Annotated in this window: 12 protein-coding genes; 3 read left to right on the forward strand and 9 right to left on the reverse strand. The window is 64.8% G+C overall.

The genetic code is table 11. The features are described 5' to 3' along the window. Positions 1-11 precede the first annotated feature (11 nt). Positions 12-629 (reverse strand): LysE family translocator, encoded by a 618-nt coding sequence (locus tag NJD74_RS10180; RefSeq protein ID WP_319624096.1) that lies wholly within the window; start codon positions 627-629, stop codon positions 12-14. Positions 630-746: 117 nt separating this feature from the next. Here NJD74_RS10180 and NJD74_RS10185 point away from each other — a divergent pair, with 117 nt between their 5' ends. Further along, positions 747-1,208 (forward strand): Lrp/AsnC family transcriptional regulator, encoded by a 462-nt coding sequence (locus tag NJD74_RS10185; protein ID WP_319624097.1) that lies wholly within the window; start codon positions 747-749, stop codon positions 1,206-1,208. A gap of 70 nt (positions 1,209-1,278) precedes the next feature. After that, positions 1,279-1,650, forward strand: a complete 372-nt coding sequence (locus NJD74_RS10190) for a hypothetical protein (RefSeq protein ID WP_319624098.1) — start codon at positions 1,279-1,281, stop codon at positions 1,648-1,650. Between the two features lie 113 nt (positions 1,651-1,763). Here NJD74_RS10190 and NJD74_RS10195 read toward each other — a convergent pair whose 3' ends face one another. After that, the gene (locus NJD74_RS10195) at positions 1,764-2,783 is read right to left on the reverse strand and encodes an alpha/beta fold hydrolase (RefSeq protein WP_319624099.1); all 1,020 of its coding nucleotides are present in this window, start codon (positions 2,781-2,783) and stop codon (positions 1,764-1,766) included. Positions 2,784-2,789: 6 nt separating this feature from the next. Here NJD74_RS10195 and NJD74_RS10200 point away from each other — a divergent pair, with 6 nt between their 5' ends. Then, a complete protein-coding gene (locus NJD74_RS10200) occupies positions 2,790-3,515 on the forward strand; it encodes a helix-turn-helix transcriptional regulator (RefSeq protein ID WP_319624171.1) in 726 nt (241 codons plus the stop codon). A 561-nt stretch (positions 3,516-4,076) separates the two neighbouring features. On the opposite strand, the gene NJD74_RS10205 is transcribed toward NJD74_RS10200, so the two are convergent. From NJD74_RS10205 to NJD74_RS10235, 7 genes are all read right to left on the reverse strand, one after another. After that, positions 4,077-4,376, reverse strand: coding sequence for a hypothetical protein (locus NJD74_RS10205; RefSeq protein WP_319624100.1), 300 nt, complete (start codon positions 4,374-4,376; stop codon positions 4,077-4,079). A 609-nt stretch (positions 4,377-4,985) separates the two neighbouring features. Then, entirely contained in the window at positions 4,986-5,300 is a 315-nt protein-coding gene (locus tag NJD74_RS10210; protein ID WP_319624101.1) for a hypothetical protein, read from the reverse strand. A gap of 144 nt (positions 5,301-5,444) precedes the next feature. Then, a complete protein-coding gene (locus NJD74_RS10215; protein WP_319624102.1) occupies positions 5,445-5,642 on the reverse strand; it encodes a hypothetical protein in 198 nt (65 codons plus the stop codon). 75 nt (positions 5,643-5,717) lie between these two features. Then, positions 5,718-10,883 (reverse strand): carbohydrate binding domain-containing protein, encoded by a 5,166-nt coding sequence (locus NJD74_RS10220; protein WP_319624103.1) that lies wholly within the window; start codon positions 10,881-10,883, stop codon positions 5,718-5,720. A gap of 9 nt (positions 10,884-10,892) precedes the next feature. Continuing rightward, positions 10,893-15,461, reverse strand: a complete 4,569-nt coding sequence (locus NJD74_RS10225; protein WP_319624104.1) for a tape measure protein — start codon at positions 15,459-15,461, stop codon at positions 10,893-10,895. Between the two features lie 419 nt (positions 15,462-15,880). Then, a complete protein-coding gene (locus NJD74_RS10230) occupies positions 15,881-16,642 on the reverse strand; it encodes a hypothetical protein (protein ID WP_319624105.1) in 762 nt (253 codons plus the stop codon). 4 nt (positions 16,643-16,646) lie between these two features. After that, positions 16,647-18,614, reverse strand: coding sequence for a hypothetical protein (locus tag NJD74_RS10235; protein ID WP_319624106.1), 1,968 nt, complete (start codon positions 18,612-18,614; stop codon positions 16,647-16,649). Positions 18,615-18,616: the final 2 nt, after the last annotated feature.

An 18,616-nucleotide genomic window follows, 5' to 3' on the forward strand; every position in this document is an offset into this window, starting at 1 on the left:
ACAACGTGGGGTCAGAGTGTGCCGGTTGCGCTCAGCAAGAGCACCGCGATCAGGATCATCGCGGCGCCCGAGATGCGGCCGACCACGCGTGATGCACGGGGGCGGGTGCGCAGCACGGCACCGGCGCCATACCCGACGGCCAGATAGACCGCCGCGCAGCTGACCAGATGCACCATGCCCAGCGCGAGGATCTGCACAGGCATCGCCCATGCCGCGCTGGCGGAAATGAACTGGGGCAGCAGCGCCAGGAACAGCAACAGCACCTTGGGATTGAGCCCGCTCACGCAGGCGCCCTTGACCGCCCAGTGGCGCCAGCCCGCCACGGCCTGCCCCGCTTCGGCGGCGGCGACCGGCGGATGGCGCAGCAGCCCGATGCCCAGCCACAGCAGATACAGCGCACCCAACACGGTCAGTACGTGCAGCGCGACCGGTGCGCGCACAAACATCGCACCGACGCCGGCGGCCACCAGCCCGATCGCCAGCAGGTGGCCAGACAACAACCCGGCTACTGCCGGCGCCACTGCCCGCCCGCGCAGGCCGGCGGCGATCAGGTGCGCCCAATCCGCACCGGGAGTGAGCACAAAGAGGATCGAGACCGCCCAGAAGGCGGCAATGACGCTGGGGTGCATGGGTCCAGGGGCGGTCTTGCCGCGATCTACGTGCCAGACAGGAGAATATTCCCGCGTCTCTGGAATGTGCTTCCAAATACTTGCCCCATACGGCGCTGCAGGAGGAAACTCTTGCGCATGGACATCACCGATCAGCGGATTCTTGCCGAGCTGCAGAAAGACGGCCGCCTCACCGTGACCGACTTGGCCGAGCGCATCGGCCTGAGCGTCTCGCCCTGCCATCGCCGCGTACGCGCCCTGGAGCAATCCGGCGCGATCCGTGGTTACCGCGCCGAGCTCGATCCGGCCGCCTTGGGTCTGAAATTCTCGGCCCTGGTATTCGTCACCCTGCGCGACGGCGACCGACAGGCGGTGGATGCCTTCGAGCACGCCGTCGCTGACGTACCGCAGGTCCTGCAGGCCCAGCGCCTGTTCGGTGATCCGGACTACCTGCTGCACGTCATCACACGCGATCTGGCCGCATTCCGGCTGCTCTACGACGAACACCTCTCGGCCCTGCCCGGCGTGCAGCGGCTGACCTCCACGCTGGTGATGAAGGATGTGGTGATCGACCGGCCACTGCCGTTGCACGGCCAGTGAGGCAACGGCTTTAAACCTTTCGGTCGTCACTTGCATCCAACGGTGGATGACCCACCGGGAGAGAAAGAACATGACGGCATGGAAGCGGACCCTGTTGGCCCTGCTCGTTGCAGGTGTGCCGTTCGGCCCGACTGCTGCAGCTCCTCCCGCTTCGACGCAGGTCGTCACCGCTGACATCGAGAACTTCTGGATCGCCCACGACGCGATCCGCAGCGAAGCCGATCCCGCGCGTAAACAGCGGCTAATCCAGTCGCTCTACATTGACAGGGGCTCGCCCGGCCTGCATGCCCTGAGGCAGGCCCGCGGCTATACCGCCGAGCAGTACGTGGCCGCCATCGACGCCTGGCCCCGCTACTGGGCGTCGGTGCGGCCGCTGACCCACCGCGTGTTCGCCGCGACTACCGCAGCCGTTCCACAACAACGGCCAGAACAACATCCATGAGTACATCCACACCCAGCAGATCGAAGCCGGCGACACTCTGGCGCAGTACGTACGCGCTGCGCGAAGGCGTCGCGCTATGACGGTGCAGTCAGCGACCTCCTCACTGCGCTCGCTCAGCGCTCGCTTAGAAAGCTCCTGACTTCCGCCCACAACGCAACCCGCCGCGGCTGCAGATGCAGCCAATGGTTTCCACCGGAGATCTTGACGTCACGCTTGTCGCGGCAGTTGCGCAATGTATCGAAGAGATGCCGCGCGTCATCGTCAGTGGTCACGTGATCCCACTCACCGCGAACGATCAGCACAGGAATCTGGATCGCCGCGCTGTCGACCAGCGATTGCCCACCCCAGGAGGCGGCGACATCGGCTGAGGGACCATTCGGAATCCGCACAGACGGTGGCGTGCGTTGGGACGCGGTCTCATCGCTGGCCAGGTAAGCCGCACACCATCGATCCAGTTCCATGTCAGTCACAGGGGTTGGCAGGCTCTCGGGCATGCCGGTACGTTGGCGAGGACGCTGCGCTGCTTCGTCCATCAGCGCCCACGCGTCGGTGGGGCCGCTCACCTGCCTGCCATGACGGGGAACAAGCGGCCCGAACAGCACCAGCCGCGACACGATCTCCGGGTGCTGGATCACGGCGCGCTGCGCGGGCAACGTGCCCCAGGAGTGGGCAATCAAGTGGATTGGTGCGCCTGGCCTGACAGTACGGATGTGCTGCAGCGCTGCGACGATCTGCTCGGCTGCGTCGTCGCATCGACCAAACGGTGGGCCCGCGTTTGCATCCTTGGCAAACACCGCGGGGCGCTGCGCGTCACCGTAGCCAGCGAAGTCGAGGGCCCACGCATCGAAGCCAGACTGCTGCAGATCGTCCATCCACGACACACCGTGCATTTTCCAGCCCACCGCCAGTGCACTTGGGAAGGTCGCGCCGTGCACGTACAGCACCACCTCGCCTCCCGCCGGTTGCCGATAGAGCGCAAGCGTCAGTGACTCGCCGCGATGCTGCCAAGGCAGCTCGAATGACTGTGCCGCCGCGCCCACGGCCATAGTGTGTCCGCCGACAGGAAATACGCTCGCACCCAGTGCAAGCCCGGGAAGTTTCAGCATCGCTCTGCGCTTCATGGGATCAATCATGTGAAGATGCGCGAAGTATCAGCCTCTTCCTGCCACGAACGCTTCGGCGCGTATCGAACCATGACCACCGTGCCTCCCATTGCCCGTATTGCGAGCCTGATCGGTGATCCGGCACGTGCCCGGATGCTGTCCGCGTTGATGGATGGGCGCAGCAGAACCGCTGGCGAACTGGCCCGGGAAGCCACGATCACCCCGCAGACTGCCAGCAGCCATCTCGCCAAGCTGGTCGAAGGCGACCTGCTCACGATCGAGAAGCAAGGACGACATCGCTACCACCGGCTCGCCAGCAGCGACGTCGCACATGCGCTGGAGGCACTCTTTGTGGTCTCGGCACCGGTCCAGCCCAAGCAGCGCCTCGGACCCACAGATACCGGAGTTCGGCGCGCGCGCGTCTGCTATGACCACATGGCCGGCGAGATCGCCGTGCAATTGACCGAGCACTGGCGTGAGCAGGGCTGGTTCAGCGTCAGCGGCGACGCATGGTGCCTGACGTCAAACGGTCGTGAGGGCCTGCACGCGCTCGGCATCGATCTGCCCAACGCGCATCTGCGTCGTCCCGCGCTGCGCGGGTGCATCGATTGGAGTGAGCGCCGCTGCCATCTGGCAGGCCAACTCGGCGCAGCCCTGCTGCAGGCGATGTTGGTGCAGGATCTGGTCCGCCGGCAGTCCGGATCACGCGTGTTGACGATCACCGCGCATGGCGAGCGTGAGCTGGCGCGATGGCTGAGATAGCGCCGTGGAGAATGTCGGCGAACGGGGAGCCAGAAAAGAAAAAAGGCCTGCGCATCGCTGCACAAGCCTTCATTCGAATCACCAACATTGGTCGGGACGGCCGGATTTGAACCGACGACCCTCTGCCCCCCAGGCAGTGCGCGAGTCCTACCTATGTCACTGTTTTAAAAGGCGAACCATTGTCTTTCGCCCTGACAGGAATCTCTCAAATCGCCCAATAACAATCAATAGGTTGCACGTCGTTAGGGTGCAGAGCTATACGTCGCGGTCGAGCCACCCTAGCCTCATGCGGCCTCCTCGTCATAGCCGACGTGTAGGCGGTTGGCGATGCCTTCGAATCGAGCGGCCTCAGCGCGGAGGCGATCAGCACCCCGCCTCCGAGTCGCTCTCGCCCGCCAGTCGCCGCTGTGATTAGTGTCCAAGTCGTCGGCCTGCTGCCATAGCGAAGCTGCCCTCGCGCGCGCCCAGCGCGCCTTGCCAATGCTCTTCTGATCCATGCAGCCACTGTCGCCGCCGGCGGTCGCACGCGACGATACGGAGTCAACGCCGGCTGACTGACTACTAGGTCCGGTTCTTTCGCTGGGCAGCGCGAGCCACTTCACGCTGATCGATCTGCAGGCGAAGCCGCTGCTGATGCCGGACCGCCCACAGCTCAGACCCGATCACACCCTGCTCGTAGCTGGTACAGATCCTGCGGCCGCGGTGCTGGTCGTCAAGATGACGGTCCACCTCGACCCACCAGACCTTGTCGTCCACTCGCTGCGACAGGCGCAGCACCTCCGTCATGCCGCAGTAGATGGCATCGGGGAGTTCATCGGCGCAGCTGCCGACCGAGCGCCATCGGAAGTCTGGAGGAAGCATGCGCGCAGGATACGGGCCGCGGTCTCAAATTCCGCGACACCCCGTGAGGACGAAGCAAAGGGGGGCCGGGCTACTCAGGCCCCCGAGCTCCGGGACCTAACCACGCAGTCAAAGGTGGCATTGGTCAATGCGCGGGAAGGCAGGAGGGAGCATTCTTCAACTCCCACTCCTGACCACCGTTCAGCTAGAGTGGACACTCTTGGCCCCGCACCGCTGCGAAGTGGTTTTGTAGCAAGGACCCTGCAATGGCTAATACAGGTTTTTTTTACCTATATGACGTGGTGAGCGGTCCTGGCAAGGTGCTTGGAGCGAACTGCACTGCGCTCAAGGAAGTGCGCGCCGAGTGCATGCTTTGCCGAACGGCATTCACCGCCTCGGGCCCGCCGACGCTAGTTAATATTCTCGGCGGAGGAGTAGTGCTGCAATGCCCTGGCTGTAGCGTGCATCAAGCAATCGCGGCTGCTAGATTCGCCGAGTTCGCCGAGCGATTTCCGAATGGAGCCGCAGGCTCACCCCCTGATTTCAGTCCATTCAACGTCAGACAGCGGTCCGATTAGCCATAGTACTTTGGCAGTCGTCGCAAGCGTTCGGTGAAAACCGCGATTTTCATCACACTTTTGGGCGACTACCTTCGTCAGCGATTACTTCCATGATCTGCTTGGCAAGGGCTTCCGCTGCGACCAAGGCATCAACACAGGAGGAGGCCCTCCAGTTCAGGGCCTGTGCCGCGGTCCCTTCAACTTCGATGGATAGCAACGTCCACTCAGCGTTACTGTCGCATCGTAGCTCCGCAGAGTATTCGCGGCCTTCCACCGAGAGCTGCACTGTGTAGGAGCCATCATGGGTATGTTGGTGCGTCACCGGCTTTGCCCTGTGTACTTTCCCGTACAGTCTGCACATGCCGTCGCTGGTCATCAAGTCCAAGCACCAAGCTCCGCCCGCCGATCGAAAGAGGCGGTCTACTGCTTGCCAGCGAGCCACCGGCGATGGAGGCCTATCGCGTCAGCCGCACTGTGAACACGCCGCGCAACAACCAACGGACCCTGTTGGACCAGGTCGCCTGAGGCCTCAGGCGGCCTCGTCTTCGGGCTCGACCTCCGCGGTGAAGCTGTAGATCCGACCGACCTCCATGCCGGCCGCAGCCGCTGGCGACACCGATAGCGTCATCTGCGGCACACCCGCATCGAGCGGAACGAAGCTCAGCGTAACGACGCCGCGCTGGTCTGCCGTCTTCATTTCCATCTGCAGCTTTGCACGAAATTTCATAGTTCTCTCCTGGTAGTGCGGCGGCTGGGAACGCTGGCCGCCGCGTCAGCGATTGGTACGAGGCAGTGGTGCCGCCTATGGCTCTTCGGTACTGACCACTGCGATGGTCTGACTCACGATCTGCGGGATCGCCTGCGTGGTGATCGCGCCCTCGTAAATGAAGTTCTGGAAGGTAGATCCCGGCTCGGTAGCGGTGAAGGAACCGCTGCAGGCGAAGTAGTACTCCTGCTGCCACCCCCCGTTGGGCAATTCCCGGATACCAGCGTCACGATCGTGATAGGTGAGGTTGACCAATACGGCGGACGCGGGGAAAGCCTGCTGGGAAACCAACTCCAGACCAGCACCCACGTTTCGACGCAGACGTAGAACGGTGCTGGACGCGATTGCTGGCGGCGGCGGCTCGTTGCTCGAGGATCTTCCGTCATACCAGGTGGTGTAGGTCGGAGAGAACGTGCTGAACGATGCCACCACCACCCGCTGTTTACCGTGCGCCACGAAAGGACCGACCTCAACGTATGGATTGGCAGCGGTGCTGCTGGTGCGATTGGCGTTCTTCCAGATACCTGCCGACAGCGAACCGCCCCAGTAGGCGTTTCCGTTTACATCCATCCACATCGTGGCATTCAGCTTGTTGGCGGCGCCGGCACCCACGTTCGGCCCGAAGTAGTCCATCAGGTCCCCGCCGCCAAAGCCGGTGCCGATGATCCGCTGCGAGTTCCCCTTCCATACGCGGATGTAGCCATCGCGCATCTCGATGCCTTCCGGCTGGTTCGGGCTGAGGATCTGGAGGACGTTGGCCAAGATCTTCATGTCCACGACTTTGCCGTCGTTCTTCGTGACCATACCGCCGGTCAAGCCGTCGGCCGTGACGTAGAGGCTATAGCCAGCCAGAGTCTCGCCTCCGCCCGCCGAGTACGGGGACGGGCCAGTCTGCCCCTCACGCATCTCTTCCAGCATAGGCTGGAAGATCCAGAAGTAGTTGCCCTCGTTGTTGCTGAGGCCCAGGCCCCTGAGGTAGTACCCGACCCGCGCATAGACGGCGCTGGCCGGCGCAACCATGGACGCGCTCAAGCGCTTCAGCCTTTCCAGCGTGATGGGCGGCCGGATGTTGGTGGCATCGGCAGGCCCGGAATACTGCTCGCCAACCGTGTTGCCGTTGGCATCCCTGAAGGAAATCAGGAGGGCCAAGCCCACCCGGTGGCAGTTGATGTAGGCGGAAAAGCAGTAGCGCTTCCCAGCGACGACAGGCACGGGCTGTTCGTCACCGGCCCAGAACTGGGTGTTCAAAGCAAGATTCGAGGGTGCAAATCCACCGAAATGGGCCAAGCCAGGCGGAGACCACTCCGGCCCTGCGACCAACCCCAGTTCGTTCCACGTGCCATTGCCAGAGTTCCACCATCCCCAACCACGCCGCCCATCCTTGAACAATGTGTTGGAGAGCAGGTTGCCGCCACCGGTCATCGTGTCTTTCACCATGGCCGTAAGCGTCTGCACGACCTGAGTGTCAGCTTTGCCAGCAACGCTGGCACCGACCTGGTTGACCTGCTGCCCGAGGGCAGTGATCTGGCCGCCCTGCTGGGTGACGGTCGTGGTCAGCGCGGATAGGCCGGTAGCGGCCGCATCGGCCGTCGTCTTGGCGCCATACGCGTCGGTCACGTCCTGCCAGATAACGTTGTCTACCAACACGCCCACGTTCTGATCGGTCAACCCGCCCGTTGGCATCGACCCCGGAATTGATACCCAGAGCTGAGCTGACCGCGCATTCGGGGTGTTCACGGTCACGTAGGCAGAGACGCGTGTCCACTGGCTCAGCGCGTCCAAACGGCGATTTTCAACACCGGCATGCCATGCTCGGGCGTTACCGCTGGTGAGCACGCTGAGGCCGAATCGGAACACCGCCGCACCGGGCGCCACTCCTGAGAAGAAGCTGTTATTGCGGACCACCGCCTCAATAAAGTAAGTCCGCCCCGTCACCACTGAGATGCTGGGCCCGAAGTACGCATCAGTGTTGCCGGTGGATGGCGCAACGGTGCGACGGAGCAAGCCGACCCGGGTGCCCTCGAAGCACGAGCTACCTGCATTGCCTGCTTTGGCGCGGAACTCCCCAGCCGCGGCAAGGGTATGGATGATCTGCTCTGACGCGAATCCCTCGAACCCCGCATCAATGACGATGTTAGGGCCGGCAGCCTGCGTAGCGGCAATCGCGGCATTCACGCTGGTGATGGCCTCCCCTTGAGCTGTGGTGGTGCCCTCCAGCGAAGTCACCTTGCCGCTGAGCGTCGAGGTGGCGGCTGCATTCGCCTCTGCAGCCAGCTGGTCGGTGATGTCGTAGAGTTCGACGCTATCGACCCTCACCACCGCATTGTTGGGGTAGTTATAGACCCACAGGCGCACGGACCCGATCGTGGCATCCACAGCGTCGAAGTCGACGTTATATGTGGCGAAGCCAGAAGTCAGCGTCAATTGCTTGTCGCTGTAGCCAACAGCGAGGGTTTCGCGATTTTGGCGCTGCAGACGCAGCATCAGGTTCATGGCACCGGACACGCCCATTGCGCGCACGATGGCTCGGTATCGCCGTGCCCCACGGTTGGGAATCCATTGTGCGTCCATCGCACCCAAGGCAGGGTTCGACGACGTGGTACGTGTCATCGTTACGCCAGGGCGGCTGTCGCCAGCTGTTTCACTCCACACCGGGAACGGCGTCTGCAGGGACCACCATTGCAGACCGGCGGAGAAGTTGCTGTTGGGGATCAGGTTGTCGCCGAGCGTGCGCAGGCCATCGAGCTCTGCGTTGACGGTGGTGATCGCCTGACCCAGCGAGGTCAGTGCTGCTCCTTGCTGCGTGACCTTTGTGTCCAAGGTGCTGAGCGCACCGGCATTGGCACTTGCCTGGCTCTGCGCCGCATTGGCGGTCTGCTGCGCTGCTGCTGCTGCCGCAGCTGCATCTGTCGCCACCTTGTCGCTTACGGCAGCCCACGCCGTCCCGTTCCACCGCTTGGGCGTGTTGGCATTTCCCGTGGAATCGATCCACAGGTTCTGCGGCAAGCGATCGGCGACCATCGGTGCCGCCGCCCCATAGATGACCTTGCCTTTCGCCCCGGCGGCATCGGCCGCGGCCTGCGCGGCCTGCTGGGCGGCGGTGACGTTGCCGTTGGTCTGAGTCAGTCCGGACTGGACTTGCCCAATCAAAGTTGCCTGCGCATTCTGCGTCCCTTCGATGATGCCGGTTCGCGTAGTGAGGGAAGACAAGCCAGATGCGGTGGCCGCTATCTGCTCTTCGTCGGTGACGTCGACGAGCTCGAAGTCATCGACCAGAACATAGCCCGCAGTATTGCGAAGGCCGGCTGACAGGCGGAACCGCGCTGTGCCCTCTGCAATTGTGAAGACGGCCTCCACCAGCGTCCAGTTGGTCCAACCCGAGTTGTAGGTGCGCGACCACAGCAATACTTCCGTGCCGTCAGTGCGGACGGCACCTACGCGGATCTTTGAATTGTCGGTGTCGCCAACGTAGTCCGCACTGACCTTTACCCAGGCCCGCAGCCGATAGCGCCGTCCAACTTTGACCTCGATTCCCTCATTGAGGTTGGCCTGTGCCGAAGTGACCACCCCAAACGGCACGCTGGCGCCTTTCAGGCACTTGCCGCCACCGCGACCTTCCGTGGCGCTGACCGACCATGCGCCAGGCTGGCCACCCGATATCTGCCATCCAGCGAGGTCATTGACCAGGTCGCCGTTGATCACCAAGTTGAGGCTCCGGCTCAACGCCGCGCGCAGATCCGATGACACCTTCGTGGTTGCTTGGGCATTGGCTTGGTCGGCGGCAACCATCGCCTCCTGTAGCGCAGTGACAGTTGCAGTGGTTGCGAGCGGGCCTGCACCTGCAGGCATCCTCGCTTCCATCGTGCTGATCCGCTGAACCTGCGCACTGTCGGCCGCCACTCGCGCGGTGCGCTCGTCACCCACGAAGCCCTGCGCCTGGCTGAGATCGTTCCCGGTATAGTTGCCGCGCATCTGCACGGCCAACGTATTGCGCTGGGTTGCCTCCGCGGCGAGCGCAGTCACCCGGGCCTGCGTCTCTTCCTGTACCAGCGCCACGCTGGCGCCTGGGGCCGGCCGGCCGATGGCGATGTAGTCGTACTCGACATAGTCGTTGACGGTCTGGCCACGGGTGAGAGCGATACGCACCTGCCGTATCGGCGACGGGCCAGACCATGGAATATCGCTGATGTCCACGGTGGCAACGCCGGCGGCATCGAACGCCGGCGGCGCGATCGTTGTCGACTTCCCGTCATTCCAAGCCTGATCAGCCTCCGTCGTCCAGCGGACCAGGCCAAGCCAGATCGGATTGCCGGTCCTGCGCATACGCAGCTTGATGAAGCGATAGGCGTTGCCGTCGATCCCCAGGGCCGCAGGCGATTGTGCGTAGGATGCGCTGTTGTTGGTCGGGCGGAGCCAGCCATCGTTGAGAGTCGGCGCTCCTCCGTTGCTGCCCCACCCTTCCACCGTGGTCGTGAAGTGCCAGATCGTCTTGCTGTCGAACTGCGTGCCGCTGCCGGCGGCGACCTCGGACAGCGCGCGGGACAGCGAATCGAATCCGTTCTGCTGCGTCTCGCTGACCGCGGTGATGGCAGCCTGGCGCTCCATCTTCTCGTTGAGCAGCTGCGTGGCGCGCGTTTGGCTCTCGGCGGCGACCGCGTCCATGGTCTGGCCGATCTGGGTGACGCGGGTCTGCGCCTCCTGCACCAGCCCGGCGTTCACCAGCGCGATATCGCGAACGCGACTCGCAGCCTCATTGCCATCGGCCAGCACGCGGTCCACGATTTCCTTGTCCAGCTTCTGCTGGGCGGCGATCAACTCGGCGGTGGTCGGCGCGGGCGTGGCCTCCACCACCGTGCCCTGCCCCGGCTTCCCCCGCACGGACGCGGTGATTCGGAAGAACCACTTCTGGCCGCTGCCATCGCTGTAGAGGTAGCGGGTTTCGGTGGTCCGGTGGATCTCCGTCCACGGCCCGTTCTGGCTGGGGCCCCGCTCGATGATGTAGACCACCCCGGCCTGATCGACGGCGTCCCACTCGATCAGGACGCCGTCGGCGACCGGCTCCGGCGTGACGCCCTCCACCGGCGGCGTGCCTGGCGACACGTAGACCATCGGGAACCACGACGTGTTCTGCGCCGCGACCTGAGTGACGGACGGCAGCGCGCCCGCCCCGATATCGATCAGGGTAATTTTCCGTTCTTGCATTGGGGATCCTTAGTTCAGCGCCTCGCGCAGTGACGCGCTGTTGCTCGTGCGTACGCCGGATGTGGTGACGCGCAGTAGATCGCGGAGCACTTGGTTCTGTTCGGCCAGCAGGGTGTTGCTCTGCTGAACGGCCGCCGTCGTCTCGGCCTGGCCCTTCCCATCGACCACCAGGTCGAACACCGCCCGGCTGAAGTTGTCCGGAAGCGCCTCGATCACGTCAGCCAGCTTGCCCATGCTGGTTCCGTCTTCGAGGTCGAGGTTGCCCACCTTCATGCTGTCAATCAGGCCGGTGACCTGCCCGTACAGGCTGTTGTAGTCCTGGCCACTGGCGTAGAGGTTGCGGCCGAAGCCCAGCGCGGCTTGTGCGGCCGCCTGCGCCGCGCTGCTGTCGCCACCGGATACGGCGCGCTCCAGCTCCCGCATCGTCTCCTGCAGTTTCTCCTGATCGGTCAGCGGCGATAGGTCGCTGACCGACAGCCCGTACTTCATGGCCTTCTTGTCGGCGTCTATCTGGGCCTGCAGCTTGCCCATGTTGGTCGCCCGCAGCGCCTCGATCTTGGCCAGGTCTTCCGCCCGGGCGCCGGACAGGCCCAGCGCCTTGGCGTAGTCGTTGGCCGCCTTCACCTGCTGGCGGTACGTGCGCTCGATCGTGAGCGCTTGGGACTGGTACTGCGTCAGGTTGCCGGTGAGCAGCTGCGTGGACACGTCGGCCATCAGCGTGGCGTAGTTGCCCAGCAGCCCGGTGACCTTCTCGATCTGGGTTGCCAGATCCGTGCCGGCGACGCCGGCCAGGTCCTGGAAGTAATCCACCGCCTTGTTGACCTTCTCGATCTCCATGCTGTTGAGCGCCCGACCCAGCTCGTCGGCATTGCCCACGGCCAGCGCGATGGATGCACTCAGCGCGGAGAACACGTCGGCCGACTCGTAGTAGCCGTCGAGCTGGTTTCCGAACCCGGCCGCCCGAACCGCCTCGGTGAACAGGCGGTCGGTCATGTCACCCAGATAGGCTTCCAGCTGGGCCTTGGCCTCGGCCGAGTCGGCCGACAGCGTCAGCTTGCCAAGGTTCACGCGCACACCGGCCAGCTGTTGGGTCAGATCTACACCCAGCTGCTTGGCCAGATCCGTGGTTGCACCGCGCACCTGGCGCGCGGCCATATCGAACGTGCGGTCGATGTTCGGGTCCAGGCCGGTGTACTGCGTCCACTTCTTGTCGCTGCGGAACAGGCCACCCTTGGCCTTGACGTCGGCATAGCTCTGGCCGGCAAAGCCATCGAAACCATAGCTGCCGGTAATGCCCTGCCCCGTGATCTTGGGCGCGCTACGGCCGAACAGCTTTGCGTGGATACTGGAGCCGGACAGGATCGATGCCGTCTTGTCGTTGAGGCCCAGGCCACGGAAACCCTTGTCCGCCAGGCCGACAGCTCCCGCCGTGGCGATCTTGCCTGCCCAGCTTTCGCCGTTGGCGATGTCCCATCCCTGGTCGAACAGCTCCGCGTTTTTCATCATGCCGGCGACGATCCAGCCGATGATCGGCACCGCCGCCGCGGCGGCAGACCCGGCAGCGCCAGCGCCAGCTGCTGCGGTCCCACCCGCGGCGCCGCCGCCGGTGAGTGCCGCGACGTTGTTGCCGAATCCCATGAGGCTGCCAGCGCTGGCGCCACTCGAGGCGGCGGAGCCGGCACTGAAAAGGCCCTGCCCCTTGGACAACAGCCCGGCGATCGTCCCAAGGTTCTGGCCACCGGCGGCGAATCCGTTCCCGCCGAACATGCCCATGATGCTCTGCATGCTGAAGCCGCCGCCCTGGCTGCCCCAGTTGCTGAAACCCTCCATGATCCTGGTCTGGATCGGGATCACCAGCTTCTGCTGCAGCAGCTGGCGCGCGAGGTCGCGCAGTCCCTGCTTGGCCACGTCCCTCAGGTCATCCCAAAGCCCGTTGAAGTCGCGCAGCCCGCCGGCAACGAAGTCCGCCATGGCATCCGCGGCATCGTCGACGCCGTAGATCACCACGTTGGCCCACGCCTCGACATTGGCCGCGGCCTCTTCCACCTGCAGCGACAGCGCCGCGGAAGCATCAGCCGCGGCCAGCATCGACCGCTCGTATTCTTCAAAGCTCGACGCGCCCTTGGCCAACGCAAGCGCTTCCTTGCCACCGGCGGCCTCCATCGCCTTCTGCAGCTCCTGGCGCATGTCGCGTTCATTGAGCAGCTGCCGGCGGTAGAGCTCGCGCACACGGCCGATCTTCCCCAGCATGGACACCTCGGCGTCCATGGTGGCCAGCAGAGATTCCGGGCTGGACAGCGCCTTGTTGATTTCCGCGGTGGACTGCTCAAGTGCCTTCTGCGACTCCAGCACCAAGGCGTTGTACGCCGCCCGCTCGATGCGCCCCTCCTTGAGCGATTCCTTGAGCTTGTCCTCAAGCTGCTTCTGGCGCTCCGTGGCCTCGGCCAGCGGTCCCGCCATGGTCGCGACCGCCATCGCCGCTTGCTCGTTGTAACGCTTGATTGCCTCCGCGTCGGCTTTGCGATCCTTCGCGCCGGCACGCTCAGCGGCCGCTGCACCCTTACGAGATTCGGAGAAGGTCTTCTGCGCGGCGGCCAGCTCGGTCTGCAGCCGGATGTACTGGGCGCCTTGCTCGATGTACTGCTTTACCTTCGGGTCGTCACGCTTGGAGAAGTCGACTCCGCCGGCCTGGGCTTCCTTGAACCAGTCGGCCACGTCCAGCTTTGCGACCTCGCCCGCGCTCTTTCCCACGCGAGCCAGCTGGCCGGGAAGCGACTGCATTGCCGAAGCGATACGCTTTCCGGCAGCGCCAGCCGAATCGCCCAGGACGTTGAACGAGCCCGACAGGGCGTCGGTCGCGGTCTTCGCCTGGTTGCTGCTGCCAGTAAAGGCCTCGAGAATCGATCTCTTGCGGTCGACCTCCCGGCCAGCGGTAGCAGCTGCGGCCGTCTCTTCGGTCAAGCTCTTAGTGACTGCGGCGGCAGCCGGGGAGCCCTCAATCATGGCCCGCCAAGCAGCCTCAAGACCGGTGGCAAACTCGTCCGCCGTGACTTTTCCCGCCTTAAATGCGGCATCCAGCCGTTCGGTTTCCTTGATGAAGGCCGACGCCTGGCCGACGCTGGAGAAGTTAGTAGCGGCCGCCACCATCTCGCCAATTGAGCCGGTGATCGTCTTGTAGTTGGCGTCAATCTCCTTCTGCAGGCGCAGGATCTCGCCCGCCTGCTGCTGGCGATTCAACTCGCGGAACTTTTCGATCGCAGTGTCAGCAGCACCGCCGAAATCGATCAGCGCGGCTGACGCAGTGTTGGTGTTGTCTCGGAAGATCAGCCAACCTGCCGCCGCAGTTGCCAGCATGGTGACGATGCCAGCGGGGCCGCCCAGCATGGCGAGCGTCGAGGATCCGGCTCGTGCCAGCCAGCTGGCGTTGGCAGCCGTCGCCTGAGTCTGTGCCTGTGCCAGCAGCAGGGTTGCTTGCCGGTGTTCAAGAGTCGCGGCCGCAGCCTTGGAGCTTACCGATACGCTGCCGCCGATCGCAGCTGTACGGCGTACCTCTGCCTGAGCATCCAGCATGGCAGCGCGGGTGCGCAGCTCAAGTTGCTGGGCCGCCGCCAAGCTCTGCGCCGCGGCGACCCGATCGGCAACCATCCCAGCGTTTGCAGCTGCCACCCGCGCGAGAAGGGCCTTGAGCAGCGGACCAGAAGCCACGGCCGCGCCAGCCACTGCCACCATCTCCAAGTTGTTGCCGAGCGCCCCGATACCAGCCGCGAGCGCCCTTGAGGCGCCAGTTGCCTCATCCGCCCGTCCGATCATCACCTGCAGGTTGTTGTTGAACAGCGTCATCGACTGTCCAACGGTGGCGTCCATCTTGCCGAACGCCGCGTCCACAGCCCCGGCCTGGCTCTGCAGTGCGTTGATCACCTGTTGGGAAGACAACTTGCCCGCGGCACCCAACTCTCGCAGCTTGCCGATCGGAACATTCAAGCCTTTCGCAATGGCCTGGGCCAGTGCGGGCGCTTGCTCGAGCACTGAGTTCAGCTCTTCACCGCGAAGCGTGCCGGATGCAAATGCCTGGCCCAGCTGTACGAGTGCTGCGTCCGCCCCCGCAGCCGACGTGCCGCTGATAACCATCGTCTTGCTGATAGTTTCGACGACGCGCGCCAAGTCCCTGCCAGAGAGGTTCAGAGCCTCTTGGTTCATTGCGATGCGTTGATACAGCTCTGCGGTGGCGCCGAGCGGCTGTCGCGCAGCACCGGCGATGCGGATCACATCTGCCTGCGCGGCCGCAAACTGAGCCTGCCCCTGAGTCACCAAGCGCAGCCGATTGTTGAGGTTCGTCCACTCGTCCGCCTTACCGACTGCGGCTTTCACGGCCACCAGCGCAGAGGTGAGGCCCACAGCTTCGAAGGCAACGCGCCGGAAGCCGGCCGCGACCTCGTCGGCCCCGCGCCGCGACGCTTCCGACATAGACGATTGGATTGCTGCCATGTCGCGCCGGACTACGCGAGCAGCCTTTCCGCTGTCGCGCTCGAAGGAGCCCGACTTCAGCAGCAGGTCTACGGTAAGGGTGTAGAGGCTCATTGCGATTCCAAAAAAAAGCCCGCACTAGGCGGGCTTAGAGACTTATGGAGGGTTCTTACTAACGGATCGGGATCTCCGACCCGTTGATGGTCACGCCAGTCACGACGCCAGCTGCGTCGGCAATGCAGGACGCTGACGCCGGCTGAGAACTGCCATATCGTTCCGGCAGAGTCAGTCCCGACCCTGAGGGCCATGCGAAGTAGTGCTCGTTCCCAGACCCCATATCCTTCGCATACGGGACCTTGGTGCTGCCTGCGTCCCCGGTTGCGGACTGAATCGCGCTCATACAGTTCAGCAGCGCCTGCTTGGAACCGTCGTCCCGCGCGGAACAGGCAACCATCAACGCCAGCAGTAGCAGGGGTGGGAACCGGAGTGCATATCTCATAGAACCTCCCGATGTTTTGCTGGGATCATGCCAGCTACGCCGGGATTTCCTCAAATTCCAGGTATCCGCTGAAGTACTGTCGGCTGATGTTCTCGGCAGAGGGCAGCTGGGTGGCGTGGCCATACATGGCAGCGCGCGCGGCCAGAACCGGATCGAACGCCTTGGTCTGAATGTCGCGGTATTGCGGCACGACACATGCGCGCTGGCGCCCCGCCATCGCCATTGCCACCGTCTCCCAGTCCGTTCCGGCCATGCCGCCCTTGCGCACCACTGCCGTCGCGCGGCCCGACAGCGTCGCGGTCAGGCGGCGGTACACGGCACCGGCTACCGTGTTCACCTGCCCACCCTTGGTCCGCGTGTGGGTGCTGGCGTCGATCGGCGCCACCGCCCATCCATCCGTGATTCCAACGTCCACCGTCCGGAAGATCGCGATCTCCCCCACCTCCACGTTGGCCACAGTGGTTTCGATCTGGACCGCCACACTGCTGACCGCGGCCGTGCCGGTCGGGAAGAGCCATGCACATACGGTCCCGGTCGGCAGGCGTACGGTCTGGCCGGTGGCGCCCGCCGCCCGCACGGTGACGCCGGCGGGCACGTTGAGGCCCAGCACGGCCACGATGCCCGGCACAACAGCCTCAGCCAGGGTGATATTTACGGACAGCGCACCGGTGCGGGCGATACGCGCCCGGCGCGCGGGCTTGCCGTCGAACAGCGCCGCGCCTCCGTCTGCCGTCAGCCAGGTCCCACCTACCAGCGCCACCGACTGAGGGGCTGGCATTCCATATCCGATCAGCATCCGATCAACCCCACACCGTCAGGACCACGTCACCCGTGGCCGGGTTGCGCTCAACGCGCCGTACCAGCACCGCCTTGCCCTCTTCCAGGCCGTACCGCGGGTACGTCAGGCGACCGATCTGGCCGGGTTGCGGCGCCAAGCTCTGATCGCCGCGCACCGTCACCTGGTAGAAGAACCGCTGCTGCCGGTACATGCCCACCACCCGGTCGATCTCCGACTGCGCGTCGGCTGCGTTCCAGAAGAGCGAGATAACTGGATCTGCCGCGTCCGCGCGGCGATAATGCTGGTGTAGCGCCCCGCCGCCGTATACCTGCGCGCGGAACAGGCCGGTCAGCTCGTCGCGGCGCCCCTGCGGCACGTCCACCACATCCGTGACCAGGTCCGAGGCAGCCAACGCCTGAGCGTTCGGGCGGTAGGCCATGCGGCGCGTCAGGTTCGGCGCGTCGTCTGGCACTGCCAGCAGATCCTCGGCCAGGTGGTTGGCCGTGAGCTCAAACGCCGGAGCCCCGGCGAACGTTTCGGGGGCCACCACCCGGGTGAAGCGCAGCACCCCGGTGGCGTCCTGGTAGCAGGCCGCCCCATAGCTGGGGAGGATGGCGTTCATGGCATCCCTCCCGGTGATGGCATTGCCGGCGTAGTAGCCCACGCCCGCATAGCCCGTCGCGGCATCAACCGCGGCGCAGTCGCCGCCTGACCATGAGGTCTTGCCCAAGCGGCCCATGATGTCGGCTATCGCCTGCTGCAAGGTGGCCGGGCGCTGGCCCGGTCCAACGCTGGACAGGTCCGCCACCACCGGCGTGACCGGCGGTGACTTCATGATCAGCTGCTGTCCGTCCGGCGACAAAGTGAACGTGCCCGGCTCCATGAGGTCACCACGGTCCATCACCGCATCGTCGTAGACCAGGCCGTCGGCCACGAACATCGCCGTCGCATCCGAGTTGGCACCCATCGCCGGCACGCTGGCCACCGCCCCGATCACGACCGGCTGCGGCTTCCAAGCCAACGCGGCGATGTTCGGCATGAACACGCCGCGATTGATCGTCTCGTCCAGATCGTCGTGAGCGTCGCGGAAGTGAACCGTTTTGCTGCCGTCGTCGTTGATCTCGATGCGGTCCACGGTGAAGCGGAACACGGCAGAGGTGTCTGCCAGCATGCCGGCGGAACTGCCTGCCCGGATCTGGACCGGCATCCCCGAGGCGCCGGACAGCGCCAGGCTGTCGAGCAGCCCGTCGGCGTCGAGCACCACGCACTCAGCAGCACTGGTCTGGGTGACCGGGTCACCGCCCCAAGGCCAGAAGTTGATCTCGCTGATCAGGTTCACCCCTTCGGCGATCAGCCCCTCGTAGCGTGCGTTGGCCGGCAGGTCGCCCGGTGCAGTCAGCCAGTCCGCGTCGGACAGGCGGGTGACGGGCCCGGAGGAGGTAGCCACCTTCCAGCCGGCGAGCGCGGCAGGTCCCCGAGCATTCCACTGCCCGGCGTTCACCACCATGCACAGACCGCCGGCCTTGCTCGCCGCGAGCGCGGCGGCAAAGTGCAACGGGCCGGCCAGAGTGATATCCCGCTGATGCACCTGCGTGGCGCCCAGGTAGAGCTGCAGACGGGTCGGCGTGCCGAACACCAACCGGAGCCCAGCAATATCACCGTGTCTGGCGACGGGCAGACCGCTGGCGACAGCCGCGCCGTTCAACATGACCCGACCGGTCCCCAGCTCCCAGCCAATCCCGGCAGGCGTGGCCCCCGGGTAGGTACTGAGCGGCGCTGCCGCGGTAACAATGCCGACCACTGCCGACATCGGATCGTCGCCCCAAACGGCGAACTCGACCCCCACCGTTCCCGTGCTTTGCGCCACGTCCGACTTGGCCATGCGGCTGATATTGGCCGCGGCGGTGGTGGCCAGCGTGAGGCCGCCGTCTCGCGCCGCCAGCAGCGGGCCGATGGGAACCGCCGCGAAGCGCCCGAAATTGTCAGCCATTG

Origin of the sequence: Stenotrophomonas sp. RG-453 (assembly GCF_033843685.1) — a bacterium.
Taxonomy (GTDB): Bacteria; Pseudomonadota; Gammaproteobacteria; order Xanthomonadales; family Xanthomonadaceae; genus Stenotrophomonas; species Stenotrophomonas bentonitica_A.